19 protein-coding genes are annotated in these 25,462 nt (G+C 43.9%); 11 read left to right on the top strand and 8 right to left on the bottom strand.

Annotated features, from left to right (window positions below; translation table 11 throughout):
• The first annotated feature begins 277 nt into the window (after positions 1-277).
• Positions 278-2,167, top strand: coding sequence for a methyl-accepting chemotaxis protein (locus OCU90_RS08855; RefSeq protein ID WP_061024171.1), 1,890 nt, complete (start codon positions 278-280; stop codon positions 2,165-2,167).
• A gap of 173 nt (positions 2,168-2,340) precedes the next feature.
• Here OCU90_RS08855 and OCU90_RS08850 read toward each other — a convergent pair whose 3' ends face one another.
• Positions 2,341-3,924: an ABC-F family ATPase gene (locus tag OCU90_RS08850; protein WP_017077249.1), complete on the bottom strand. Its 1,584-nt coding sequence runs from the start codon at positions 3,922-3,924 to the stop codon at positions 2,341-2,343.
• 451 nt (positions 3,925-4,375) lie between these two features.
• On the opposite strand from OCU90_RS08850, the gene OCU90_RS08845 reads away from it, so the two are divergent.
• Both OCU90_RS08845 and OCU90_RS08840 read left to right on the top strand, forming a co-directional pair.
• On the top strand, positions 4,376-6,721 hold the full coding sequence (locus tag OCU90_RS08845; RefSeq protein WP_061024169.1) for an ATP-binding protein: 2,346 nt from the start codon (positions 4,376-4,378) through the stop codon (positions 6,719-6,721).
• A gap of 1 nt (position 6,722) precedes the next feature.
• Positions 6,723-7,610, top strand: a complete 888-nt coding sequence (locus OCU90_RS08840) for a mechanosensitive ion channel family protein (protein ID WP_004733762.1) — start codon at positions 6,723-6,725, stop codon at positions 7,608-7,610.
• Positions 7,611-7,743: 133 nt separating this feature from the next.
• Here OCU90_RS08840 and OCU90_RS08835 read toward each other — a convergent pair whose 3' ends face one another.
• The 3 genes from OCU90_RS08835 to OCU90_RS08825 all read right to left on the bottom strand — a co-directional run bounded on the left by OCU90_RS08835 (position 7,744) and on the right by OCU90_RS08825 (position 13,130).
• Entirely contained in the window at positions 7,744-9,363 is a 1,620-nt protein-coding gene (locus OCU90_RS08835) for a methyl-accepting chemotaxis protein (protein WP_061024167.1), read from the bottom strand.
• Positions 9,364-9,649: 286 nt separating this feature from the next.
• The gene (locus tag OCU90_RS08830) at positions 9,650-11,677 is read right to left on the bottom strand and encodes a sensor histidine kinase (protein ID WP_061024165.1); all 2,028 of its coding nucleotides are present in this window, start codon (positions 11,675-11,677) and stop codon (positions 9,650-9,652) included.
• On the bottom strand, positions 11,667-13,130 hold the full coding sequence (locus tag OCU90_RS08825) for a sigma-54-dependent transcriptional regulator (protein ID WP_061024163.1): 1,464 nt from the start codon (positions 13,128-13,130) through the stop codon (positions 11,667-11,669). Before OCU90_RS08825 ends, OCU90_RS08830 begins: the two co-directional genes overlap by 11 nt.
• Before the next feature lie 303 nt (positions 13,131-13,433).
• Between OCU90_RS08825 and OCU90_RS08820 the strand changes: the two genes are divergently transcribed.
• The 6 genes from OCU90_RS08820 (at position 13,434) to OCU90_RS08795 (ending at position 18,815) form a co-directional block, all read left to right on the top strand.
• Complete coding sequence (locus OCU90_RS08820) at positions 13,434-14,240, top strand: ABC transporter substrate-binding protein (RefSeq protein WP_017077255.1); 807 nt, start codon at positions 13,434-13,436, stop codon at positions 14,238-14,240.
• 231 nt (positions 14,241-14,471) lie between these two features.
• Positions 14,472-15,170: an ABC transporter permease gene (locus tag OCU90_RS08815; protein ID WP_017068184.1), complete on the top strand. Its 699-nt coding sequence runs from the start codon at positions 14,472-14,474 to the stop codon at positions 15,168-15,170.
• Between the two features lie 10 nt (positions 15,171-15,180).
• Positions 15,181-15,900: an energy-coupling factor ABC transporter ATP-binding protein gene (locus OCU90_RS08810; protein ID WP_004733775.1), complete on the top strand. Its 720-nt coding sequence runs from the start codon at positions 15,181-15,183 to the stop codon at positions 15,898-15,900.
• Positions 15,878-16,462: a molybdenum cofactor guanylyltransferase MobA gene (mobA, locus tag OCU90_RS08805; protein ID WP_004733776.1), complete on the top strand. Its 585-nt coding sequence runs from the start codon at positions 15,878-15,880 to the stop codon at positions 16,460-16,462. The genes OCU90_RS08810 and mobA overlap by 23 nt, the downstream gene beginning before the upstream one ends.
• Positions 16,462-18,279 (top strand): bifunctional molybdopterin-guanine dinucleotide biosynthesis adaptor protein MobB/molybdopterin molybdotransferase MoeA, encoded by a 1,818-nt coding sequence (locus OCU90_RS08800; RefSeq protein WP_061024161.1) that lies wholly within the window; start codon positions 16,462-16,464, stop codon positions 18,277-18,279. The genes mobA and OCU90_RS08800 overlap by 1 nt, the downstream gene beginning before the upstream one ends.
• Before the next feature lie 269 nt (positions 18,280-18,548).
• A complete protein-coding gene (locus OCU90_RS08795) occupies positions 18,549-18,815 on the top strand; it encodes a DUF2960 family protein (RefSeq protein ID WP_004733780.1) in 267 nt (88 codons plus the stop codon).
• 187 nt (positions 18,816-19,002) lie between these two features.
• Here the strand turns inward: OCU90_RS08795 and nagK are convergent, their stop codons facing one another.
• Together nagK and OCU90_RS08785 are read right to left on the bottom strand one after the other, a co-directional pair.
• Positions 19,003-19,911: an N-acetylglucosamine kinase gene (gene nagK, locus OCU90_RS08790; protein WP_004733781.1), complete on the bottom strand. Its 909-nt coding sequence runs from the start codon at positions 19,909-19,911 to the stop codon at positions 19,003-19,005.
• 163 nt (positions 19,912-20,074) lie between these two features.
• Entirely contained in the window at positions 20,075-20,821 is a 747-nt protein-coding gene (locus tag OCU90_RS08785; RefSeq protein ID WP_081089997.1) for a tRNA-uridine aminocarboxypropyltransferase, read from the bottom strand.
• Positions 20,822-20,889: 68 nt separating this feature from the next.
• Between OCU90_RS08785 and OCU90_RS08780 the strand changes: the two genes are divergently transcribed.
• Positions 20,890-21,693, top strand: coding sequence for a sterol desaturase family protein (locus tag OCU90_RS08780; protein ID WP_061024159.1), 804 nt, complete (start codon positions 20,890-20,892; stop codon positions 21,691-21,693).
• Between the two features lie 178 nt (positions 21,694-21,871).
• Here the strand turns inward: OCU90_RS08780 and OCU90_RS08775 are convergent, their stop codons facing one another.
• A complete protein-coding gene (locus OCU90_RS08775; protein WP_061024157.1) occupies positions 21,872-23,917 on the bottom strand; it encodes a methyl-accepting chemotaxis protein in 2,046 nt (681 codons plus the stop codon).
• A gap of 104 nt (positions 23,918-24,021) precedes the next feature.
• On the opposite strand from OCU90_RS08775, the gene OCU90_RS08770 reads away from it, so the two are divergent.
• Positions 24,022-24,507, top strand: coding sequence for a C40 family peptidase (locus OCU90_RS08770; RefSeq protein WP_017083653.1), 486 nt, complete (start codon positions 24,022-24,024; stop codon positions 24,505-24,507).
• A gap of 114 nt (positions 24,508-24,621) precedes the next feature.
• Here the strand turns inward: OCU90_RS08770 and OCU90_RS08765 are convergent, their stop codons facing one another.
• Positions 24,622-24,966 carry a DUF3802 family protein gene (locus OCU90_RS08765; RefSeq protein ID WP_004733787.1) on the bottom strand — a complete coding sequence of 115 codons (345 nt, stop codon included), beginning with the start codon at positions 24,964-24,966 and terminating at the stop codon, positions 24,622-24,624.
• Positions 24,967-25,462 lie beyond the last annotated feature (496 nt).

The following is a 25,462-nucleotide window of genomic DNA, read 5'->3' as shown; positions in this document are numbered from 1 at the left end:
AAAGTCCTCATTTAATACGATGCCTGCGATCTCAAAGATTGTCGACATAAGTGTTAATGAGGACTTTTCTTTTGGCATCTTATCTTGCCACATCTAAGGAAGTAGGCGTCTCAAATCACTTAGTTTGTGTATATCAGGGGTTAACTAACCTTTACCACCAACGAATCTTGCTTTAACAACCTAATAGGCTATTAGTTACATATTCATCATTTAAATATTTCTATTAATTACAAAATAAATATGAATATCAACGTCACTGGCTTAAAGGGAATTAACCATGAGTAATCCATCGGAACCTCAGCGTCGTTCGCTGTCTCTTTCAATACGCAGTAAATTTATTCTAATCAACCTCACCCTGTTTGTTTCTGTTTTTATCTATGCCATCTACGAGCAGTTCAGCTTAGACAAGCTTGAATCCTTGGAACGTGCTGCCACTGAAAACTTGAGGAGTTCTGTTGACCTACTCACCCTGAGGCGACACGAGAAAGATTTCTTGTCTCGCCACGATCAAAAATACGCAGAACGTTTCGATAAAACCGCCGACACATTGAATCAAAGATTGGTGACGTTGAACCAGACTCTCACCTCGCATGAGCTGCACCTGTCTGACCAAATGACACGGATTTCGGACACTCTCCATCAATATCAAAAGCAATTTCACCAAATCGTCGAACAAGTAAATAACATTGAACGTACGACCGCACCTTTAGGCTTTGTCGCTGCGTTAGATGGCAAAAGAACCTCGTTAAAATCAGCGATCGAATCTGAATCGAGTTTGGCTTTAGAGCTTGCGCTGTTAGAGTTGATTGAAAAAGACTTCCACTATCTCGCTCATATTAATGACCAAACACATATGGCGTTAGCGAGTGCTCTTAAAGAGTTTGAACCCTACTCTCAAACTTCGGTTGCGACAGAGCAAGCCTATTCGGATTACAAAGCTGCGGTTGAAACGCTTCTGTTGGCTAACACTAATTTAGGTTTATCGGCAGAACTCGGTCTTAGAGGCGCCTTACGTAGCAACGTCCACAAAACAGAACAAGCTATTGAAACGGTACAAACCGAGATAAGCCAAGCCATCACAGCGGCGAGTACACATACCAAAAATACATTGCATCTGTTTGGTGCCGCCATCGTCGCTCTGCTCTCTTTATTGTTGGTGTTCATTGGTCGCAACATACTTGCGCGAATCAAAGCGATAAACGTGATGATGGAATCAATCGCCAGTGGAGATGGTGACTTAACCGTTCGCATGAATGCCAAAGGCAATGACGAACTCGCACAACTTGCTCACTCGTTCGATACCTTCATCAATAAACTGCACGGTAACATCAAAGAGCTATCCGGCGTGATGACGGTGTTGACCGATAGTTCGTGTAGCTCTGAAGAAGCGGCAATCAAAAGTATGAGTAATGCTGAAAAGCAGAAGCAACAATCTGAATCAGTAGCGACGGCAGTTAATGAGCTGGTGATGACCAGTAATGAAGTAACGGCGAACATAGAAAACGCAGCGATGAACGCTGAGAAGATCAAAGACAATGCACATCAGGCGTTGCAAGAAACCCACGCAACCAATGACAGCATTAATGTGCTGGCCGAGAATATTGCAGAGTCTCAAAACCTAATTGTTCAGCTCGAAGACCAGAGTCGTGAAATCAACCAAGTCGTCACTACCATTCAAGGTATTGCGGAACAAACTAACCTACTCGCGCTAAATGCGGCGATAGAAGCTGCGCGTGCTGGTGACCATGGACGCGGGTTTGCAGTCGTGGCCTCTGAAGTGAGAGAGCTTTCGCTAATGACCAACGATTCAACCCATCAAATTGAATCGACCATTCATGGCCTAACGTCTGGAATAGCAAAAACGGTCGCTAAGATGTCGGTAAGCCTAGAACAAACGGGGTTAGTTAAACACCAAACCAAAGATGTGGTAAATGCGATTGAAGGGATACACTTTCAAGTTGGAGAGATGTTCGACTTAAACAGCCAGATTGCCACGGCGTCTGAAGAGCAATCCATGGTTTCAGCGGACATCGATCGGAACATTACCGATATCGCTCATTTAGCCAGTGATACTCATACCGTGGTTTCAGGGTCAGTTCGTTGTAGTGAACAAGTATCGAACGTGAGTGTGAAGCTTGAGAAGATTGTGGCGCAGTTTAAGTATTAATGAGCAGTTAAAGTATTGATGAGTAGAGGTATTTGCGACCAACCACTCGACGTTTTTAACACAAAGAGACTGATATGAAAAACAAAAGGCCTCTATCTTATTCATAAAGATAGAGGCCTTTCTAATCAGGGATACGCACTAACGTTGTATTACGTATTCATGTTTAATGCGTACTAAGCACGTGCTTTCAAGAATTCTGCGTAAGTACCGCGGAAATCGTTGATCTTGCCGTCTTTGATTTCAAGAACACGAGTCGCTAGAGAGTCTACGAATACACGGTCGTGAGATACGAAGAACAATGTGCCTTTGTAGTTCTCAAGAGCCAAGTTAAGCGCTTCGATAGATTCCATATCCATGTGGTTTGTTGGTTCATCCATTAGCAGGATGTTTGGTTTGTGCATCATGATCTTGCCAAGAAGCATACGACCTTGCTCACCACCAGAGATAACCTTTACAGATTTCTTGATATCGTCTTGGCCAAACAGCATACGACCTAGGAAGCTACGAACAACTTGCTCGTCTTCGCCTTCTTGACGCCATTGGCTCATCCAGTCAAACAGGTTTAGATCTTCTTCAAAATCATGTGCGTGATCTTGAGCGTAGTAACCGATGTTTGAGTTTTCAGACCACTTATATTCACCAGTACGCGCTTCTAGAGCACCCGCTAGTGTGTTAAGTAGTGTTGTTTTACCCACACCGTTCTCACCGATGATAGCAACACGCTCACCAACTTCGAAAATCGCATCGAACTTGTTGTATAGGTCTTCTTCAAAACCTTGAGATAGGTTTTCAACCACAAGCGCGTTACGGAATAGCTCTTTAGACTGTTCGAAACGGATGAATGGGTTTTGACGGCTAGACGCTTTTACTTCATCTAGTTGAATCTTGTCGATCTGTTTAGCACGAGATGTCGCTTGTTTCGCTTTAGATGCGTTAGCAGAGAAACGAGAAACGAACGTTTGAAGTTCAGCAATTTGTGCTTTCTTCTTCGCGTTATCAGAAAGTAGACGTTCACGAGCTTGTGTCGCTGCTGTCATGTACTCATCGTAGTTACCAGGGAACAGACGAAGTGCGCCGTAATCAAGGTCAGCCATGTGTGTACAAACTGAGTTTAGGAAGTGACGGTCATGCGAAATGATGATCATTGTGCAGTTACGTTGGTTTAGCGTATCTTCCAACCACTTGATGGTGTCCATGTCCAGGTTGTTCGTTGGTTCGTCAAGAAGCATGATATGCGGGTCTGCAAACAGTACTTGAGACAATAGAACACGAAGTTTCCAACCTGGTGCTACTTCGCTCATTAGACCGAAGTGCAGTGATTCTTCAATACCTACCGCAAGAAGAAGCTCACCTGCTTTCGCTTCTGCCATGTAACCGTCCATTTCAGCGAACTGAACTTCAAGATCAGCCACTTTCATGCCGTCTTCTTCGCTCATTTCAGGCAAAGAGTAGATACGGTCACGCTCTTGCTTGATCGCCCAAAGCTCTTTGTGACCCATGATAACCGTGTCGATTACCGTGAATTCTTCATAAGCAAACTGGTCTTGGTTTAGCTTAGCAACGCGCTCATTTGGATCGTAGCTTACGTTACCAGCACTTGGCTCAAGTTCACCAGAAAGGATCTTCATGAACGTCGATTTACCACAGCCATTCGCGCCGATTAAACCGTAGCGGTTGCCTTCGCCGAACTTAACTGAAATATTTTCGAAAAGTGGCTTAGCGCCGAATTGTTGGGTGATATTTGCTGTGGAGATCAATGCCGTTACCTTTTTAATGTGAAAAACGCCGCAACGTTACTTCTTCGGGGCTTTAACTGCAAGTCTTGATTGCAATTACTCGCCATTAAGTGAGTGATAACCTAGCCAAATCATAGTTTGAGCTGACTCACATTTTTGATTTTCTATTTGTCGTTAAAAAACCATCTACTTTCAGGAAAAACAAAATATCGAACAGCACCCCATAATGGGCGGTATATAACGTCCCAAATCATGCCAACCATTGAATATATCGTATGCTGATTGGTCACAGTAAAACTAACCCGATCAAAGCAACAACAGACATAGGCAAGACTAGCCTAATCTCTGACAATTTCATGACAAAACCAGCCCAAACGGGAATAAAGTACTCGCCCCCGATACGGGGTTGGATTTCACAAAGTAAGATTAACTAACTATAGTAATCCTAACCTCATAATTCTAAGAGACTTTTATGCGTTCACTTTCGCGCTTCTTAATCTTCACTTTGGCCATTATCTCTTGGCCGAGTCATGCCAACTTGGAATATGACTTACAATCTCAGCCTCAGGTATCTAATAGTGCTGTAGATCTGGATAAGCGTATTGATTCCCTACCTGACCCACTCTTTATGGAGCAGTCGGACAGACGCCAAGTCAACATTTTACTTGCCGAAGTTCTGCGAGTTCAAAAGCTGGAAATCAAAACCTTCGAGCAACAGGTAAAAGCCTATAGAGATAACAACGACGCCGATCAATGGTTTTCCGTGCAAACGAGCTACGTCACATTGAATAGCTTGAACGTAAGTAAACAGCATCTTTTAGAGCAGACAAACTCCGCGAATAAAGAGCGCTTAACCGGTTTTGGCCCATACGGCGTGACTCAATTTAAACAAGAGTGGGAATTAACCAAGCTCAATATTGAGTATCTTGTTTACTTCCAAATTCGTAGTTTTAAAGCACTAGTTAAAGACATTTTTATTTCTCCAGTGCCTGTCATTTGGGCTTCTCTAAAGGTGCTGTTCATTTACTTCGGTTTAGTATGGTGGCTTGCCAACAGCACTCGCTTGATTGAGTTGTTTCGAGTTAACTTTCTCGAAGCGAAAACGAACCCTCCTTTTTTGGTTCGTGTGATTTGGTATATCAGCCGTGCTGAGCGTGCGATTGCTTGGTTAATCGCCATCACACTTTCTTTGAGAGTGCTTTCTAGCATCCCTAGCCTGCAGCACCTGATTTTCCTAGAGATATTCACGTGGTGGATTTTAGGCGGTTCGATTGCTATCAGCTTTATTCTTGAATTTGCGTATCGCTTGGGTCGCACATCAAATCAAGAAGTCATCGCGCTGAGACTATCGACTATTCGTCGCTATGTTTGGAGTATTATTGTTGCAGGTCTGACTTTGCAGATATCGAGCATCACACTGGGTAAAGGCACCATTTACAGCTGGATCTACAGTGCGCTGTTTTTCTGGTTCGTGCTGGTCACGATATCGGTACTGAGATTATGGAGAGCGAAAGTCTTCGATACGCTGCAACACATCTCCGATCGTCCGGTGTGGGTTAACTGGGCGGTAAACCGTAAGGAAACCTTCTTACTTAATATACTGGCGACGGCAATTGGAATCGTGTGGTTGAGTGTTTACAACTTCCAACATCGAATCATGGCATTGCTTTCTAGTTACACGTTGTTTAGTCAAGCATTAGCCTATCTCTTTCGAATCGAAGTGGCTAAGCAGTCTGATCTTGATAAGAACCAACAAAACTTGGTTCGAATCAAAGGAGACAAAACCTATGAGTACATTCTGCCGGGCAATATCGATAGCACTTTAATTGATTACGCAGGCGATGAGGTTAAGCAACTCTCTCGTTACTTGATGTCGGACAGCCCTGCTATTTGTATTGTTTCAGGCGAACGTGGTGTGGGCGCGACAACGCTGCTTTATACCTTGCTGCATAAAGTCTCCAACGCAGAGCCTGTTTACGTGAGTTGCCCTTACGCGGGTTACCAAGAGCTCTTAGCGCATCTAGCCGTGAGCATCGGCTTGGAAGAAGAAGCGACTGAGATTCAGATCTTGGCACACCTGCGTAAAAGTAACACCACGTACTTAATTGCGATTGATAATGCCCAACGATTGGTTAAGCCAATGGTCGGTGGCCTGTCTGATTTGATTCGTTTAACCAATCTTCTCCGTCGTTCTAAAAAGAATCACCGTGTCGTGATATCGATTGCTAAATCAAGCTGGCGATTTGTCGATCGAGCGCGTGGTGAGCGTCTTCTGTTTGATTTGGTGTGTTTCCTACCACGTTGGACAGAAAAACAAGTCGGTGATCTTCTAAATAGCCGTATCAATACGGAACTTGAAAAGCCGTTATCGTTTGATGGTTTAGTTGTCCCTAAGCAGTGGGACCAAGATGACATGAGTGAAGAAGAACGCGCACGCCAAGGTTTCTATCGAATCTTGTGGCACTACTCTGATGGCAACCCTACCGTTGCGCTGCGATTCTTTAGGCTCTCTTTGAACCGCAATAAAGAGACAGATCAAGCAGTGGTACGTTTGTTCCATGTTCCTGAAGCGCAGGAACTCGAGAATATGCCAAAACCTATGCTGGCTGTACTTCGCTCTATCGTGCAACTGGAAATAGCTTCTCCGGAGGTGTTGTCTGAATGTACTCAACTGAGCATTGCAGAGATAACCGGGATTCTACGTTATTTTGAAAGCCGTGGTTATATTGGTTGGCATGAAGAAAAGGCTCGAATTTCTGAGCACTGGTTCCGCCACATTACAAACGTTCTCGACCGTCAACATCTACTGGTGAAGTAAAATGAAGAAGTTATTTATCCTACTATTTGTTGGCTTGGCAAGTGCTGTCAGTTTCCCGACCTTTGCGACGGAAGAGTTAGCTAACGTAGAAAACATCTCAAAGATTGCGAGTTTGGTGCGTTGGAGCGGTGTGTTCTTCTCCATGATCGTTATTGCCGCAATGTGGTTGTTACTTAAGTTCATCAATTCGTTGGTGACCAGTTTTGGTAGTCAGTTCGTGCAATATCGAATGCTGCTACAGAAACTGCAGTCATTTACTCAGTTCTTTATTTACGTGAGCACCGGCCTTATTGTGTTCATGATGAGTTTTCGAATCAACGATCAAATACTGGCTTTGATTGGTGGTACCCTCGCCGTGTCGGTCGGCTTTGCGCTTAAAGACTTGGCTGCGTCATTCATTGCCGGTATCACGGTGATGATTGACAGACCTTTTCAAGTTGGTGACCGTGTCACGTTCGAGGGTAACTATGGCGACATCATTACCATTGGTTTGCGTTCTGTTCGAATGAGAACCCTGAACGATGACATTATCACGATCCCGAACAACAAGTTCTTAAACGAAGTAACGACTAGTGGTAACTATGGCGCGCTGGATATGCAGGTGGTGATTCCATTTTATGTCGGTATGAATGAAGACATCACCCTAGCTCGAGACTTGATTCAAGAAGCGGCGTCTTCAAGTCGTTACATCCACTTGCCGAAGCCTGTTACGGTTCTGGTCAAACAGACGATTACGGATAATTACTTGGCGATACAGTTAACTTGTAAGGCCTATGTGGTCGACACGGCGTATGAGAAGCTGTTTGAAACCGATATTACCTTGCGTGTGATGAAAGAGTTTAGAAAACACAATATCAACCCTCCGAAGATTTCAGTGACTGCACATTAACAAGATTGGCTTAACGCGCTTCTTTTTCTTAACGCTCTTCTTTTGTTGAGCAAGCTAACAATCCAGTCATCTACAAACAAAAACACCTCCGAACTTGTCTCAAGTGCGGAGGTGTTTTTTATGAGGTTTTCGCTTAGACCTTAAAGTACTTCAACTGATCAGTAAGGTGCTCGGTGGTGTTCGCCATTTTTTGACTGTCTTCTGCGAGCGATTGTGAAGCTTGCAATACTTCATTTGCTGCAAGATGAATCCCTGTGACACTTTCACTCATTTCGGTTGCTACCGTGCTTTGTTGCTCCGATGCAGCGGCGATTTGCGCGACCATGTCGTTGGCGTTGTGCAGTTCATTCACAATCACATCGAGTTGTTGGCGAGTTTCGTTAGACGCGACAACACTGTGATCGACTTTCTCATTGCTGCTTTGCATTGCTTTAAAGGTACGCTCGGCTTGCTGAGTCAGTTTTTCAATCGTCGATTGAACTTCATTGGTTGAGTTTTGAGTGCGGCTTGCGAGGTTACGTACTTCATCTGCGACTACCGCGAACCCTCTTCCTTGCTCACCTGCTCGGGCTGCTTCTATTGCCGCATTAAGCGCTAACAAGTTCGTTTGCTCAGATACATCACGTATCACGCTCACCACTTGGCTTATCTCTGTGACACCAGATTGTAAGTCTCTGACGAGATCATTCGCGGTCGAAATGTTTTCTGAAACTTGAGATATGGTTTTAGACGTTACTTGCATGTTCTGGTCGTTCTGATTTGCGTGCTCGACAACCTTATTGGTGCTTGCGGCAGTATTTTCAGCATTAACAGCGACATCAGAAATGGTGGCACTCATTTCTGTCATCGCTGTCGACAACAACTCAAGCTGTGCATGCTGTGAGTTAACACTGGTCGCAGCCTCTTCACTGGCTTGTGCAATGTGACTCGCCATGTTGCTGGATAAATCTGCTGATTCATTCGCTGTACGAAGCGTGCTTTGTAACTTGTTGAGCATGGTATCAATTTGATTACTCATATCGCCCAGTTCATCTTTGCGTGTCATGTTCATGCGTACACGAAGATCCCCATCTGCAATCTTATGGGTGTTGCCGATAAGCTTGTTAAGTGGCACAAGGATATTGTTAGAAATCGCGTAGCCCATAGCAAACAACAGGCCTGATAATACAACCGCGACCAGTCCTTCTTTGAGCGCTAGTGCATAGAAAGCGTCTTGAATATCCGCAACTAAGATTCCCGAGCCAACAATCCAATTCCACTCAGGGAATAGCTGTACATATGAGATCTTGTCTTTGAGTTCACCTTGCGGGCTCATCCATTGATAATCAAGAAACCCTTTCTCCTCTGGGGTACGTGAAATGTTGACCATCTCACGCCAGTGGTGTTTACCTGCACCATCTTTAAAGTTACCTGCGTTCTTGCCATTGAGTTCAGGTTTTAATGGATGGATAACAACGTTGAGTTGTTGGTTTAAGATCCAGAAATAATTGGTGGTGTCGTAACGAAGCGTTTCAATTGCTTGCAGCGCTTGTTTCTTTGCTACTTCTTCACCGAGTACGTTACGTTGGCTGTAATAGTAGCTCGCTAAGCTGACCGCGGTTTCGACTTGAGCACTGAGTTTATCTTGGCGCTCTTGCATTGAGCTTTCACGTTGTTGCATTAGGTTGAAAGATGACGCCATTACCAATAGAACAACCGATAAAATGACGATCGAGATAAGTTTTGATTTAATAGATAGATTACTTAATTTCATAGCTGACTGACTTTATTATATTTTTTGATTATGAATTTGGGGTCAATGTATCAAAAATCCGTACAGTTCAGATGATATGCATCAAGATCAAAAGATATACACTGTGTTACATATCCAAAAAGAGGTGCTCGTCAAACAGTCAGAGGTTGAGATTTAGTTGGCGATAGTTTAGTAGTGCAGGATTTTCGTGCTTGGGCTGAAACGTTCATGTAACAGCCCAAGCGCAGTAGAAATATTATCAGGTGATAATATGGTTGGATTAGATTCGAGCTTAAAGCTAAAAAAATTATAGGTTAGACACCAATAACTGTGGTGTCGCTTTTTGCTGAAGGTAGATACTAAAGCGGCTTCCCTTGCCTACTTCTGATTCGACACGTATCTCACCGCCCGTTTGGCTCAAGATACTTTGAGATACTGATAAGCCTAAGCCTGTACCGTCACGTTTGGTGGTGTAGAAAGGTGAAAAGATGCGTTTCAATTGTTCCTCTTTGATACCACACCCTTCATCTTGAACATGAACGATTGCACCATGAGACACGCCATTCTCCACCCAGTCTTCACTTGAGATAGTCAATGTGCCCTGTCCGTCCATGGCATGAATCGCGTTCATCTGTAGGTTAACCAAAATCTGCAAAAGTTGGTTTCGATTAACTTCCACAGACGTTTTAGCATGCAGTTGTGATACGTAGACAATGCCTTTCTTTTTCGCGCCTGTTTTTACGAGCGTAATACTCTCATCCACGATTGGATTAATGTGTTGCCAAGTGATCTCATCTTGTACACCGCCATGACGGCTATATTGAAGCAGGCTTCGTGTGATATTTCGAATTCGGTCGATCTGTTCCATGATGGCGTGGACTTCTTCGTCTACACGAGCGACTTCGTCACCGAGCTCAAACTTCATTAACTCTACATTGCCAAGAATCACCGCTGTCGGATTATTAATCTCATGGGCAATGCCCGCGGTTAATTCACCTAACGCGGCTAGTTTTTCATTGACCACCAGCTTGTCTCGAGCTTGATTCAACAGCTTGATATGCAGTTCGAGTTCTTCGGTTTTCTCTTTCAAGCTAGCAGTACGAGAATGAACCTTACATTCGAGTTCTGAAGCGGCTTGTTGGATCTCTTGATTACGTTCGTGCAGCAAATCCAACATCTTATCGAATTGTTTAGCGAGCAAAGTCAGCTCGTGTTGATCGTTTAAACCCAACGTACCAATTCGCTTGTCTTGCCCCATCTGCACTAGCTTCACGACTTTATGGATGCGTTCAATTGGGTTGAAAAGATCACGCGCACCACGGTGAACGATCAAACCAGAAGCCAGTAGCAACAACACAATCGTAATGCTGATTTCACCCAGGTTGGTTAAGTACGTTTCCACCAATGGCCAAATCAAGTAACCGGTATAAAGCATGCCGATGACATTATCGAATTGGTCATGAATCGGTTGATACGCAGTGATGTACCAAGCGTCGTAAACATACGCTCTATCTAGCCACTCTTTGCCTTCATTCAATACTTTAGAATGAACCTCGTGAGAAACACGAGTACCAATTGCGCGCCCTGCACTTTCTTCGCTGCTCAACGGTACATTAGTGCTGACACGTAGGTCATCAAGGAACACAGTGACGGTACCAATGCGGCGATTAAAGCCCTCGCGTTGCGGATAAATGAGATTGCTGATCTGATCAACCAACTGTGTGCTGTTATTTAGGAGGATCCCGCCGTCAAGAAAACCAATCACGTGATCATTCTTGTCACGAATCGACACAACGGTGCGGCTAACTAACCCCCGAGTTTCAACATTTTGACTATTGAGCATTGGGACTTCGGCTTGCCTGGCAAGGTTTTGGTCTAAATCGTTGAGTTGGTTTTGGCTCAATACATTAAAGAACGATTCTTTGTGTGTCAGGTTGAGGTATTCAAGCTTTTTCTCCATGCTCTCGACGCTGCGCCAGCGTAGAAAATCGAGTTCATAGCGAGATTTGTTTTCAGAAACCCAACGTGTGAGCTCTTCTTTCGAAATATCACTCGTGAGTTTGATTCGGAAGTTGTAAGACTCAGCAAATGCTTGAACGTTATAGGCCTGTTGGTTCTGAATTAAATGGATACTGTTGTCGGCAACATCCAAACGCTCATCGACATCAATCAGAGCACCCTGCCACGTGTAATGCACTGACCAATACAGTGTTATAGCGACAAGCGCACATAAGGTAAGAATGATGGGAGCGGATGTTAGAAATAGCAGGCGATAACGCACCATGGTTTTGAACCGGAACGCCCACTTTGTCCACCAATGACGTCTAATCGGCATATTCTGAGCCTTCTGTGTTCCACTCTTTGTACTTACGCTCTAGTGTTTTACGTGCCACACCGAGATCTCGCGCAGCTGCAGATTTATTGCCATCATGGAAACTCACCAGTTGTTCTATGTGAGATTTTTCTACTTCTTTGAGTGTCCAGGTGTTCGGGTAACCCTCAGCAGCGTCTGCATTATTCAAGTTTGGTATTTCTGCTCCATGTGACACCGTCACTGAAATGCTGGTTGGGACTGGATCACCATTAATTTCGCGCCAATAGTGTGCTGGTGGCTTGTCTAAAAGAATGCATCTTTCGACTAGGTTCTTAAGTTCGCGAATATTTCCCGGCCATTCGTATTCATTCATTGCCAATATATCTTCATGTGCCCAGTTTGGAACCGGCATACCCAGTTCACTTGATAAAAGACGAGTGAAGTATGGAACAAGCTCTATCAGATCAGACGGTCGTTCTCTCAATGGCACAACATCAATTTTAAGTACATTGAGTCGGTAGAACAGATCGCGACGGAAGTGGCCTTTATCGACCTCTTCTTGAAGGTTTCGGTTTGTTGCTGCGACGACACGTACATCGACAGCGATCTCTTTCTCACTGCCAACTGGACGAATAGTACGTTGCTCTAACACACGTAACAGCGCTGCTTGCATTGGCAGTGGCATTTCACCTATTTCATCTAGGAACAAGGTGCCGCCACTTGCGACTCTGAACAGACCTTCACGGTTTTTCTTCGCACCAGTAAAGGCACCAGACGTGTGGCCAAACAATTCGCTTTCTAAAAGCTCAGGCGCAATTGCACCACAGTTGATTGGTACAAATGGGCCGCTACGCTTGCTGGCTTCATGTACACCACGAGCAACTAACTCTTTACCCGTACCCGACTCACCTTCTATAAGAACTGATGCTCTTGACGGTGCAAATTGACTGATCAGCAATTTGAGCTGTTTAGTCTTGTCTGAATTGCCGATCAATTCGGTCTTGATATGACGGCTAACATCGCGCTTCAACGCGTACTGCATTCTTTGGTCAAGGCGCTTGTCCATACAACGCAGAACCGCTTGTATCATTTGTTCGAGGTTGAACGGCTTAAGAATAAAATCTGAAGCACCAAGCTTAAGCGCAGATATCGTCATCTCTAAATCAGCATAACCTGTCATGAAAATCACATCGGCACGTTTGTCGTTGTCGTTAAACGCCTCTTCCCACTCAATACCAGACCGACCTGGCAGGTTGATATCAAGAACAATCAGATCAAAATGTTCGCTCGAACGCAGTATTTCGGCTTCTTCAACCGACCCCGCACTCGATACCTTGCCAAAGAACTTACCCAGAGCTTTCTTTAAAATAGCCTGCATACCCATTTCATCATCCACAACCAAGACGGAAAACGCTTGATATTGAGTCAATGTGTTCGGATTGAGGTTAGGTGCAGATGAACTAGGTGAAGACATAATGATTAGCCGGTGGGGAAAGTTGGGACAGAGTGTACCAATTAACCTTTTGTGCAACAGGGACAATGTGCGACATTTTGTCCTAGCTCATGTTTTGATTCATTTTAGAGGGCTAAATGACGCAGTTTTGTCCGAAATAACAGCAATTTAATGAGATCTGATGCATGATTTATTGGCATTAAGATTGCTTATAAGGTGTAGATTTCTAATTACAACAATTAGCGTCTTATGCACATGCCCTTTTTTGAGCCCTTTAAAACTGAAGGCATGTCATTCATTTATAACAGAATGGACATAATAATAATGAAAGCAATTCCCCTAACTATTGCAGCTCTATCTATCGTCAGTTACACGGCTAGCAGCGCGGAAGACACCACCCATATCAAATTGGCGACAACCACAAGTACCTACCACTCAGGTCTACTTGACTACTTATTACCTGAGTTCGAAAAAGATTCTGGTATCAAAGTTGATGTTCTAGCGGCGGGTACAGGTAAATCACTTCGCATGGGTGAGAATGGCGATGTAGACCTAGTGATGACTCACGCACCAAAGGCTGAAGCGAATTTCGTTGAACAAGGTTACGGGGTTCTACCTCGCAAGCTGATGTACAACGACTTTGTCATCGTTGGTCCTCAAAGCGATCCAGCGAAGATCGAATCTCAAAAAGCAGTGACTGATGTGTTCAAAGCAATCGCGAACAATAACGTGACCTTTGTTTCTCGTGGTGACGACTCTGGTACTCATAAGAAAGAGATGGGTATTTGGGCACAAACTAAAATGGAACCAAACTTCGGTGGTTATCGCAGTGTTGGTCAAGGCATGGGCCCTACTCTGAACATGGCGTCAGAGATGCAAGGCTACACCATGACAGACCGTGGTACTTGGTTGGCTTACCAAAACAAATTGGATCTTAAAATCCTTTTCCAAGGTGACAAGAACCTGTTTAACCCTTACCAAGTGATTCTTGTTAACCCAGAACGCTACCCGAGCATCAACTACCAAGCTGCGAAAGTATTCAGTGACTGGCTGGTTAACCCTAAAGGTCAGAAATTGATAAACGACTTTAAACTGCACGGCAAACAGCTGTTTGTTGCGAGCGCAGAATAGTTGGTTGCAAGCTTAGAATAGTTGATTGTAAGTAATGAGTCGTTGGTTGTAAGTAAAGCGTAGCGTTGAAGGTGTAGTCAAAACCAACAAGCACTACACTTAGCTAAACAGTTAACGAAGCACTCTTAAAAACAATAGCTGGCCAATTCAAGCTCAAATAGTTTGTGTCAGCTATGATTAACATCAGTCATTACCGATAAAGATCTATTATCGATTCACACGAGATACTTCATGACCCTATGGCAAACAACGATTGATGCAATGAACCTACTAGTGAGTTTTGACCACGAATTGTGGAAAATCGTCGCGGTATCTTTCAGCGTATCTTTGTCCGCCATCTCATTAGTGATTGTTCCTGCAATCCTTATGGCTTTTTTATTGGCTTATACCGAGTTCCCCGGGAAGTGGGCATTGTTATCGGTGATCAACACCCTGCAAGCTATCCCAACCGTGGTTATCGGTTTGTTGATGTACATGATGCTCTCTCGTTCTGGCCCACTCGGTGATTGGGAATTACTGTTCACTCAAAAGGCGATGATTCTAGGTCAGATGCTGATCTGTTTCCCAATCCTAGTCGCGATGATGCACGGCGCTCTCCAAGCCAGTGACCGCCGAGCGGTTGAAACGGCGCGCACGCTTGGCGTATCAACCACACGTGTGGCATGTACCTTAATTTGGGAAACGCGCTTCCCTCTTCTAGCTGCAACTATCGCTGCCTTCTCTCGTATCGTCACTGAGGTTGGTTGTTCAATGATGGTCGGTGGCAACATTATGGGGATGACAAGAAACATCCCAACAGCTATCGCTATGGAAAGCCACAAAGGCGCATTCGCTCAAGGCGTCGCCCTCGGTATGGTGTTATTAGCATTGGCATTAGCCCTTAACTTTTTCCTTTCCAGTGTGAGAGGAAAAGGCTATTTAAGAACTTAGGAACGCTGTCATGAGTATAAAAATAACAACGCAGCAAATTTCAATGCGCTACAAAGAGCGTGTTTTGTTCCATATTCCCGAATTGTCGATCGGCCCCAACGATGCCATTTATCTCAAAGGAGATAATGGTGTGGGTAAAACGACCCTACTTAAAATATTGTCTGGACTGATTCAGCCAAGCTCTGGCCGCATTCAGTCTCCGACACAAAGCTGGCAGCAGATCTTATTCCCTAGGCTCAAGTTCAAAGACATTATCTACCTGCATCAAACCCCCTATCTTTTTGATGGTTCGGTGTACCAAAATGTCGCTTATGGCATTCGCTTTAACAAAGAGAGCCAAAAAGATAAGCGAGCTCAAATAATTAATGCGCTGAGAATGGTAGGTTTAGAAACCTTGGCAGATGAACACATTTCTGTGTTGTCTGGGGGTGAGCGTCAACGCGTTGCAATGGCACGAGCCTGGATTCTTAAGCCGTCAATCTTGCTTATGGATGAACCAAGTGCCTCTTTAGACAAAGAATCTATTGAAAGATTGGTGATAATGGCCGAAGATCTTCTTCAAAGAGGCGCGAGTTTAGTCATCACTAGTCACCAAACTAACGCGTTAACCGACTTATGTAAGAAGCAATGGTGGATCAAAGACAATACTTTGACCGAATCGCCGCTTCTGCAAGTTATTCAGAAAGATAAAGCACAAGAGAATATTTATGCTGCTTCCAACGCAAACTAGTTGGGTTATTTTGGCTGGCGGACAGGCCAGCCGCATGGGCGGAAAAGATAAAGGACTTGTTGAGCTCAACGGTTCTCCGCTTATTCAATACGTTATAAACAAGCTGTCACAGCAAGATGTCAGCATCACTATCAATGCCAACCGTAACTTAGACAGTTACCAAGCATTTGCTCCGGTTGTTTCCGATTCCTTCCCTGACTATCCAGGTCCATTGGGCGGCATTCATGCTGGCCTTAAAAACGCGAGTACAGACTGGGTCGGCTTTGTCCCTTGCGACAGCCCACAAATCAGTGACGACCTTGTTGAACGTTTTTGTTCTGCAGTTAAAGAAGACAGTGACATTCTTGTCGCGCATGATGGCGAGTTTAAGCAACCTGTATTCACCCTATTCCACAAACGTGTTCTGCCAAAGCTAGAAGCGTTTTTGGAACGTGGTGATCGTAAAATCATCTTGCTATACAAAGAATGTGTTACCGAATACGTTGATTTCAGCGATTCTCCTAACTGCTTTGTTAATCTGAACACGCCAGAAGAACTCACCCAATTCGGAACGCTTCAATAATGAAAGATTCAAAACAACGCCCTAACCTTCCTCTATTGGGCTTTGCTGCTTATAGCGGTACAGGCAAAACAACGGTACTTGAAGCGTTACTGCCTCTGCTGACTAATGCGGGTTTAAAAGTGGGTGTTCTTAAACATGCTCACCACGATTTTGATGTCGATAAGCCGGGTAAAGACAGCTACCGCTTACGTAAAGCGGGCGCGAATCAAATGTTGATCGCTTCTCGTAACCGTCACGTGATGATGACAGAAACGCCAGAAGCCGAAGCTGATTTTGATTACCTTCTGACACGTTTCGATACCAACACGCTGGACTTGATTCTGGTTGAAGGATGCAAGAACATTGCTTTCCCTAAAATTGAATTGCACAGAGATGAAGTCGGTAAACCTTGGTTATACCCGAACGATGACAACATTATTGCCATTGCTGCAGACAGCCAAGTGGAATCCGAACTACCACAAATGGCGATCAGTGACTTAGAAGCGATTCGTGATTTCATTATTGAATATGCTCAGTCGTTTGACGGTTCCTCGAAAATAAGCGAAACCGCTTCTTGTTCGTCTTCAAAAGACAACACGCCCGCAGTGTGTTGTGATTCGTTCTCTCCTGCTGGTTTAACCGTTACTCAAGGCCAACAAAAGATTGTTGATAGCATTGACGCGCTCGATCTCACAGAGAGTGTTGAACTATTGCAGGGCTACGGTCGTGTGTTGGCTGAAGATATAATCTCGCCAATCAATGTGCCTCAAAACACCAACTCAGCAATGGACGGCTACGCAATTCGTAGTGAAGATTTAGAACTGGAGAGTTACCAACTGGTTGCTGAAGTTATGGCTGGTCACAGCTACGAGCAAACTGTTCAACAAGGTGAAGCCGTTAAGATCATGACGGGTGCACCAATGCCTGAAGGCGTTGATGTTGTTGTGATGCGCGAACAAGCCGTCCAAGATGGCGATAAGGTTAGCTTCCCAGGTGCGAAAATCTCAATTGGACAAAATGTCCGTATGGCTGGTGAAGATTTAGAAATCGGCCAACCTGTCTTTACTCGTGGTACACGCATCGAAGCACCAGAAATGGGTATGATGGCGTCACTGGGTTTTGGTAGCTGCCCTGTTCTACGTAAGGTAAAAGTCGGTGTGTTCTCTACGGGTGACGAAGTTCAAGCACCGGGTAGCGAGCAGAAGCCGAACTCTATCTACGACTCGAACCGTTTTACGATCATCGGCATGCTTCAAAAGCTAGGTTGTGACATTGTTGACTACGGCATCATTGAAGATGACGAACAAAAGATGATGGATGTACTTCACGCTGCGTCGTTAGAGACCGATATGGTTCTGACTTCAGGTGGTGTGTCTGTTGGTGATGCTGACTACATCAAACTCGCATTAGATAAGCTGGGTGAGATTAACTTCTGGCGCATCAACATGCGTCCGGGTCGCCCTCTTGCTTACGGCAAAATTGAAGACAAACCTTTCTTCGGTTTACCTGGCAACCCAGTAGCCGTGATGGTGTCATTCATTAACTTTGTAGAACCCGCGATCCGCAAGCTACAAGGTCAAACGAACTGGACGCCAGTGAAAGCGAACGCGATAGCAACTGAGCAATTACGTTCTCGTCAAGGTCGTACTGAGTTCAGCCGTGGTGTGTTCTCAATGAACGAATCAGGCGTACTTGAAGTGAAAACAACCGGTAAGCAAGGTTCAGGTATTTTACGTTCAATGAGCGAAGCGAACTGCTTAATCGAAATCTCACCAGCGGTTGATACCGTGAAAGTTGGTGAAACGGTAACGATCATTCCTCTGCAGGGGCGCGTTTAATTCAAAGCTTAATCAGCTAAATTGACTTACCAGATCTTTAATTGACTTAGCGGACCTTTGTCATGAATAGATGAAGCCCCTTCTATCGAGCTTTCGATGTTCAGGGGCTTTCTTTTGTGAAAGACAACCTGTTCGTTTCCTTAAAGACAAAAGCTTAAATGACGCCAAACGTTTAGAACGATAATCTTAAGATTTTTTATCATAACCTTGAGCCACGTACTGTTTTTATGTAGAGTGCGCGCAAAGTAATAATTCTATTGGAGAGCACCATGGCTCGTACCATTCTGTACACTTACAAAGACGAAGACAAAGAGTTACTGTTTTCGAAACAAGAACACCGCACGATCCAAGAAGCTGTCGCTGCAGCCGAAGGTATCGACATCACTGAGTACCTAAAAACTGAGCAACAGCTTGAGTTTATTTCTGATACTAAAGCGGTTCGTAACTACCAAGATAACTATTTCCGTAAGCTTGGCTTCACTAAGCTTACGTTGAAGCAAAAAGACAACCTTGGTGTTGGTAAAAAGAAGAAGTAAGCCCTTTGGCTTCTTTTTCTCGATCTGTAGTTTCTAGCTTTTCGTTTGCACTTGAGAGCTTAGAAGTTAAGAGCTAAAGAAACGAAAACACCGAACAATAAAAATGCCGCAACCTCTTTAGAGATTGCGGCATTTTTATTTATGCTTTTAACTATCTAACCTTAATTAGCTTAACGGTAAGTGCCGATTACTTAATGTTAAGGAATGCAGCACCACGAACGCCGCCTGAATCACCGTGCTTCGCTTTGATGATTTTTGGACATTTCGCTACAGACAATAGGTATTTAGGAACACGCTTTGGCATCTCTTCGTAGATAAGTTCAAAGTTTGAAAGTCCACCACCCAGTGCTACAACATGCGGGTCAAGTGCAGTAAATAGGTTTGCGAAACAGATAGCCAATAGCTCCATGAAACGGTCAACGTGCTCAGCTGCTTTTGCTTCGCCTTCGTTGTACGCTTGGATGATTTCAATCGCTTTCTTTTTCTCACCGAAGTAGTGCTCATAAATCAGTTCAAAGCCGCGACCAGATAGGTAGCTATCTAAACAACCTTTCTTGCCACAACCACAGCCTAGTAACGGTGCGTTGTCGCCAAGGTGGAACCATGCATCAATAGGAAGACGCATATGGCCGAGCTCGCCAGCAACGTGGTTACGTCCTGAGAATACTTTGCCATCAAAAACCAAACCACCACCAAAACCAGTACCTAGAATTAGGCCAGCTACTGATGGTTCATCTTTCAATTCATCATCCCACGCTTCAGACAGCGCAAAACAGTTCGCATCGTTCTCGATTTTAACACTACGACCAATCAGCGCTTCTAAGTCTTTGCGTAATGGCTTACCTGTTGAAGCCGGCACGTTAACAACAAGCATAGTGCCGTCGTCCGCATCTTCCATGCCTGGAAGACCAAGGCCAATTTTGCCTTCGCAAGAGAATTCGCTATCGTATTTTTTTACCAAACCGGCAATCGTATCAAGTAGCAGTTGATAATCTTCAGTAGGCGTTGGTACGCGTTCGGTTGCTACTCGCTCAAGTTTTTCATTGAACGCACCAAACTCAATTTTTGTGCCGCCAACATCAAAGCCGTAATACATGAAATCTCTCCAATTTTTCCCTAAATTCGGGCAAATAAAATTTTTAAATTAAACAACTAGGAAGCATTATCCATAACACTCCCCCTACAAACCGTGATAGATAACAAACTTATCTTGTGTTCGAATCTGTTTGAACAACAAGTCAGCACAAAGCGGTTAAAGGTTAGAGTGACGTCTCACTTTTAGTATGCTCTATGAAAGCATTCAGGCTTGGTTTGGTTGGATCCGATTTATAACGTGTCTTACTCAACATGTAGCTTTCACGAAATGCTTCAAACCATAGCTGTAAAGTCTTAGCGCCCTGCTCTTCACCGGCTTGTTTCAAAACTAAGCTCGCTACTTCGGCTGTTGATAGATGTTGTTCGTTGTCTGACTTACGCATCATGTATTGAGAAACCGATTCCGGTTCAATCGACAACACCGGTAAATCTTGCAGATACTCTGAACGACGGAAGATACGTCGTGCTTCGCGCCAACTGCCATCAATGAAAATCAGCAACAGTGTTTTGTTTGGGTCGCGCATTTGTGGCAGATCTTGAACAACACGCTTTTTGTCGTCGGTATAGTCTTCAGGGAATACGATCACAGGTTGGTATTTGTCATCTTTGAGGACATCCAACATCTCTTGATTTGGCTCAGTACGATGCCAAAGGTAGGCATAACTGTCTTTAACCGTATCAACAATCAAACGACCAGTGTTACTTGGCTTTAAGATTTCGTTGTCTGACAAGATCAACATAGTCGCGACGTTCGTATCAACGTTAGGTTGATGCTCACAGATACAGCTGTCTTGTTTGATTTTACAGAATTCACATCGCACGACTTTACAGCCGCGCGCATTAAACGGTTTGGTAGCAATGGACAAACGATGTTGATATAAACGGTGAAAAGCGTGGATTCTCATGGACAATAACGATAACTCTAGAAAAGTGGCACGATTGTACTTACAGTGTCCTTAGAATGATAGAAGGAATTCCCATGCAAGACCCATCACTGCTTCGCCTTGTTTGTTTTATTGTCGTTTTTGGATTGTGTGCGCTTTGGGAATACCGTTTCCCGCGTAAAACACTGACTCAAAGCAAATGGTTTCGTTGGGGGAATAACTTTGCGTTGGTTGCTTTGAACAGTTTTCTATTAGCCACTCTAATTCCTATTGCAGCATTCCAAGCGGCGGTCATTGCGCAAGAAAACCAATGGGGTCTGTTCAATACCCTGTCACTTCCGAAAGAACTCACCATTCTGATCTGCGTATTACTGTTAGATTGCGCCATTTACCTGCAGCACTTGGTGTTTCACCGTGTTCCTTGGTTGTGGAAGCTACATCGAGTTCACCATGCGGACCTAGATATCGATGTCACAACCGGAACGCGCTTTCACCCTATTGAGATGATTCTTTCAATGCTCATCAAAGTGAGTTTGGTAATCGCACTTGGTGTCCCTGTCATTGCGGTCGTGATATTTGAAATTGTTCTTAATGCGAGTGCGATGTTTAACCACAGTAATGCACGTCTTCCGCTGTGGATGGATAAGCGATTGAGAAAAGTGATTGTGACCCCAGACATGCACCGCGTTCATCACTCGGTTATCGTGAAAGAAACCCACTCAAACTTCGGTTTCTTTTTATCTGTGTGGGACATCTGGTTTAAGACTTACCGCGCTCAACCAAAGCTTGGTCACGATAAGGTGCATATTGGTGTTCCCGAGATTCAAGATGGTAAAGAACAACGGTTAGATCTGATGCTACGTCAGCCATTTGCACAATTCCCGACGACGAAAAACTAGGTTCTAATACACCTGAGTCTCAAGCTTGTATTGAGATCGAACTTACTTAATTCCAAAAACACGCCCTTAAATTCTTACAAGAATCTAAGGGCGTTTCTGTATCAATAGAACTAAAAGCGGCAGTAGATTAGTGCTTCAACTATTGTACTGTTTGGCTAACTCAGCAGAATCGTTTACTTTATTTCAGCACGTACTTGTGAAGCATAGCTTGTTGGTGCCCTGCTATCTCTCCGACTTGCTCTGAGCTTTCAATCATGGATTCAAGTTGCAGCTTAGTATTCTCACCCTGCTCAGATACTCGAGTGATTGAATGCGTTACATCGACTGTCGCACGGGCTTGTTGTTCGGTTGCCACCATAATTTGTTCAACACGTCCTTTAATCTGGCTAACCGCGAATTCGATTTTCTCGAAGGCTTGTTTTACATCGCCACTGGTTTCCAGTGCATTCGCCATTTCGCTTCTCGATTCCGTTACAGAAGCACGTGAGCGATCAGCTGCCGCTACTAGCTCGTTCATCATGTTACGAATATTAGTGGTTTGCTGAGAGGTACCACTCGCCAGTTTTCGTACTTCATCGGCAACCACTGCAAACCCGCGGCCTTGATCTCCTGCTCGCGCTGCTTCTATTGCGGCATTCAATGCGAGTAAATTGGTGTTTTCAGCAATACCACTGATCACGTCAACCATTTCACGAATCTGTTTAACGCGAATATCCAAGTCCGTCATCGATTCTTGATTCAGGCTAAGAGATTGCTCGAGTGCTTGTAATCGCTTCTGATTAAGGCCGATCACTTGGCTACCATTGACTGATTCGTTTTCTGCTATCTGCGCGTCGTCATTCGATGCGTTAGAGATACGAGCAATCTCACCAATGGATGCTTCAAGTTCAGTAATCGTAGTAATCATATTCTGTAGTGATTCGTTCTGCTCGTTCAAGCTTGAATTGGTTTGCTCTGCGGCGTCATGGCTTACTTCAGCCGTTTGATAAAGCGTTTCACAGTTACGCGTTACTAAACGAACCGAATCCGCGGTGGAATCAACGACCGTATTGAGTTTTGAAGTAATAACTTGCAACTCTAGCGGCCCCATCAGTTCACTCTGTTTAGAGAAGTCATGATCTGCGAGTGAACTCAATTGTTGAGTAATGTTTTTAAGCCCTTTATTCATCCAGCGACGTAATACAAACCATGAGAGCACGATGATTACGGCAATCACTAGCCCGCTAATAAACAACACACGATCAATGTTGGTGATGGTTTGATTTACAACGAGTTCACTTTCATCAATCAGATGGGAAGCGGTAGAAGACAACTGATTCAATGTGCTGATGACGGTATTCGCTAGGGTGATGACTTGCGTTAAGTTTTGCTCTTGCTGCTGAACCAGTTCGAGTTTTAAGAGGATTTGTTTGATTACACCTTCTTCGGTAAAGCCTTCTTTCACCATCTCATACGGAGCCGTTAAGCTTGCGAACTCAGCAATGTCTGGGTGCCAATCGGCAAAATCGCTGTAAGCTAAGTTAAGGCCCGCAATTCGGTTTCTCAATTGACGATATTCGTCTTGTGCTTTATCAATGTCAGATTGCATCATCAACATCAAGAAGGTATTGGCCATAGCGGATGCACTGGATGTAAATCGGTTTGCTGCATCGCTCGCTTCTGGGTTGTCTTCAACCAAGAATGAGCTGATTCGGTTCATTTCTGGTCCGATAGATCCAACGCCATAACGAAACTCGCCCATTTTACTGTCGATCAGATTTTGCTTACTTTGAATCTCAATCTGCGCCAGCAATACCGTATTAGTCATGGTTTGCAGTTGCGCCATATCATCAATAAGGTTTTGTTGTTGCTCTAAAGAGATCGCATCAGGAAAAGATTGGGAGATAAAAAGGAGTTCCTCAAGCGTGGTATTACTCTCTGTTGCGAGTTGGTCAATTGAAACCCTTGTCGAATTCAGCGCATCTAAGTCGGTAGACTGGGTGCTATAGGTGAGAAGTTTCACTTGCTCTAATACGCTTTGCGTTAATTCGGCGTTGTGTAAAGCAAGGGGTAAAGCTTGTTCTGAAAGTGCGTCAAAATGTCCCCCGACCCGTTCAACTCCCCGAATGCTAACCATTGATAAAAAACTAACGAGTAAAAGAATGGAAATAAATACAGCAGTGACGGTTTGAATGAGCGAGAATGTATAACGTGAGGGTTTTATTGATAAATTTGTGTCGGGCATGTGAAATCCAGTTTGACTACGAAAAGAGATATCCTTAAGTTAGTTCGTATACTAGAAGTCCTTGATGACGTTTTTATTTCAGTTTTTTGTCAGAAGAGTTACATATGAAATTCAGAAAAATGGCTGTAGTTACAATAACTTTAGCAACATTGGCTGCTTGTAGCTCGTCACCATCGCCTTCTCAGCTTAGTCAAACCGCACAGAAACCCCTATCAAAGTCAGAACAATTGACTACAAACGCTTATATGAGCGTGTATGAACAGTGGAAAGGTGTGCCATACCATTTCGGTGGGACATCATTTCGAGGCGTAGATTGCTCCGCTTTTGTTCAAATTGCCGTGCAAAATGCGACACAACAAGCCCTACCTAGAACCACAAAAGATCAGAGTAAAAAGGGAAAAGAAATAGCGTATGGACAAGCAACAAGCGGAGATTTGGTATTTTTCAAAACGTCGATGACGGTAAGACACGTAGGTGTGTATTTAGGGAATAATCAATTCCTACATGCTTCGACATCGAAAGGTGTCATCATATCGAGGTTGGATAACCCTTATTGGGCTTCTAAGTTTTGGCACTTTAGGCGTTTATAGCGGTTTAAAGTCTTAACCGCTAAACGAAGTCACTTTTAAAGCTACGACGTAAACGCCTATCATCGTGAACATAATCATCGTGAAAAAATGACTAACGAGGAAATGGACAAATAGTTAGTCGTATTTAGCAACAGCAGAATCAAATAGATTCTTCACTAGCGCGATGTATTCATCTAGAAATACAATTTGCTCGTTGGTCGCTTTCTTAGCCCATACACCCGCTAATACTTCGCCTAAATCCGCTACCACAGCATCGGCTTCTTTCAAAAGTTGAAAACGAACACTCGAATGCAACTCTGGATTTTGCTCAAAAATAGCCATGATGTTTGTTGAAATCATGTCTGTGATGATGTCTTCAACACTCTCATTGCCTGTATCGCCATTACTATTTGTAAAGACATCCAGATTAAACGATAAGTGCTCGATCAGAGCCAAATAGCCATCGGTTTCTACAACCACAATAAATCTCCGTTTTAAGCTCAAGAGCAGATTAATACGTACTTGCTTAATACTATGTAAATGAAGCGATTTGTCATCACTTTATTACCAAAAACCGTATTAAAATGATCCTAGTTAGTGTTTCAGCTTAAATATTAAACCAATAGCTGAATATATACGTGTCGCTAGATGTCTGTTGGTCAAGATACTTGCAGACTCAGCACGCCATCATTACTCGGCTATTAAAGAGTTATAGAGAGCTAGCTAGCAAGTTGAGATGATCACGTGCCCTATCGTTAACTATAGTCGTTTCAACCTACTCTAATAGCACATTTAAGTTGATGCGTAGACAATAACAAGCTCCAACTACTTTTCCAGTTTGTTTTGACCAAAACCGTTTCGATTGTGAGGCCAGTTCCAAACAATTCTATAACTTTGCCTTGCCAATTTCTGTTTGTATTTCAAAGAGCTTGAATCAGTTCGAGTTCACAAATCAGCCAATTGATTCTATATAAGG

Origin of the sequence: Vibrio splendidus, from assembly GCF_024347615.1 — a bacterium.
In the GTDB taxonomy this organism is placed as follows: Bacteria; Pseudomonadota; Gammaproteobacteria; order Enterobacterales; family Vibrionaceae; genus Vibrio; species Vibrio splendidus.
This window is presented reverse-complemented; position numbering and strand designations above follow the sequence as displayed.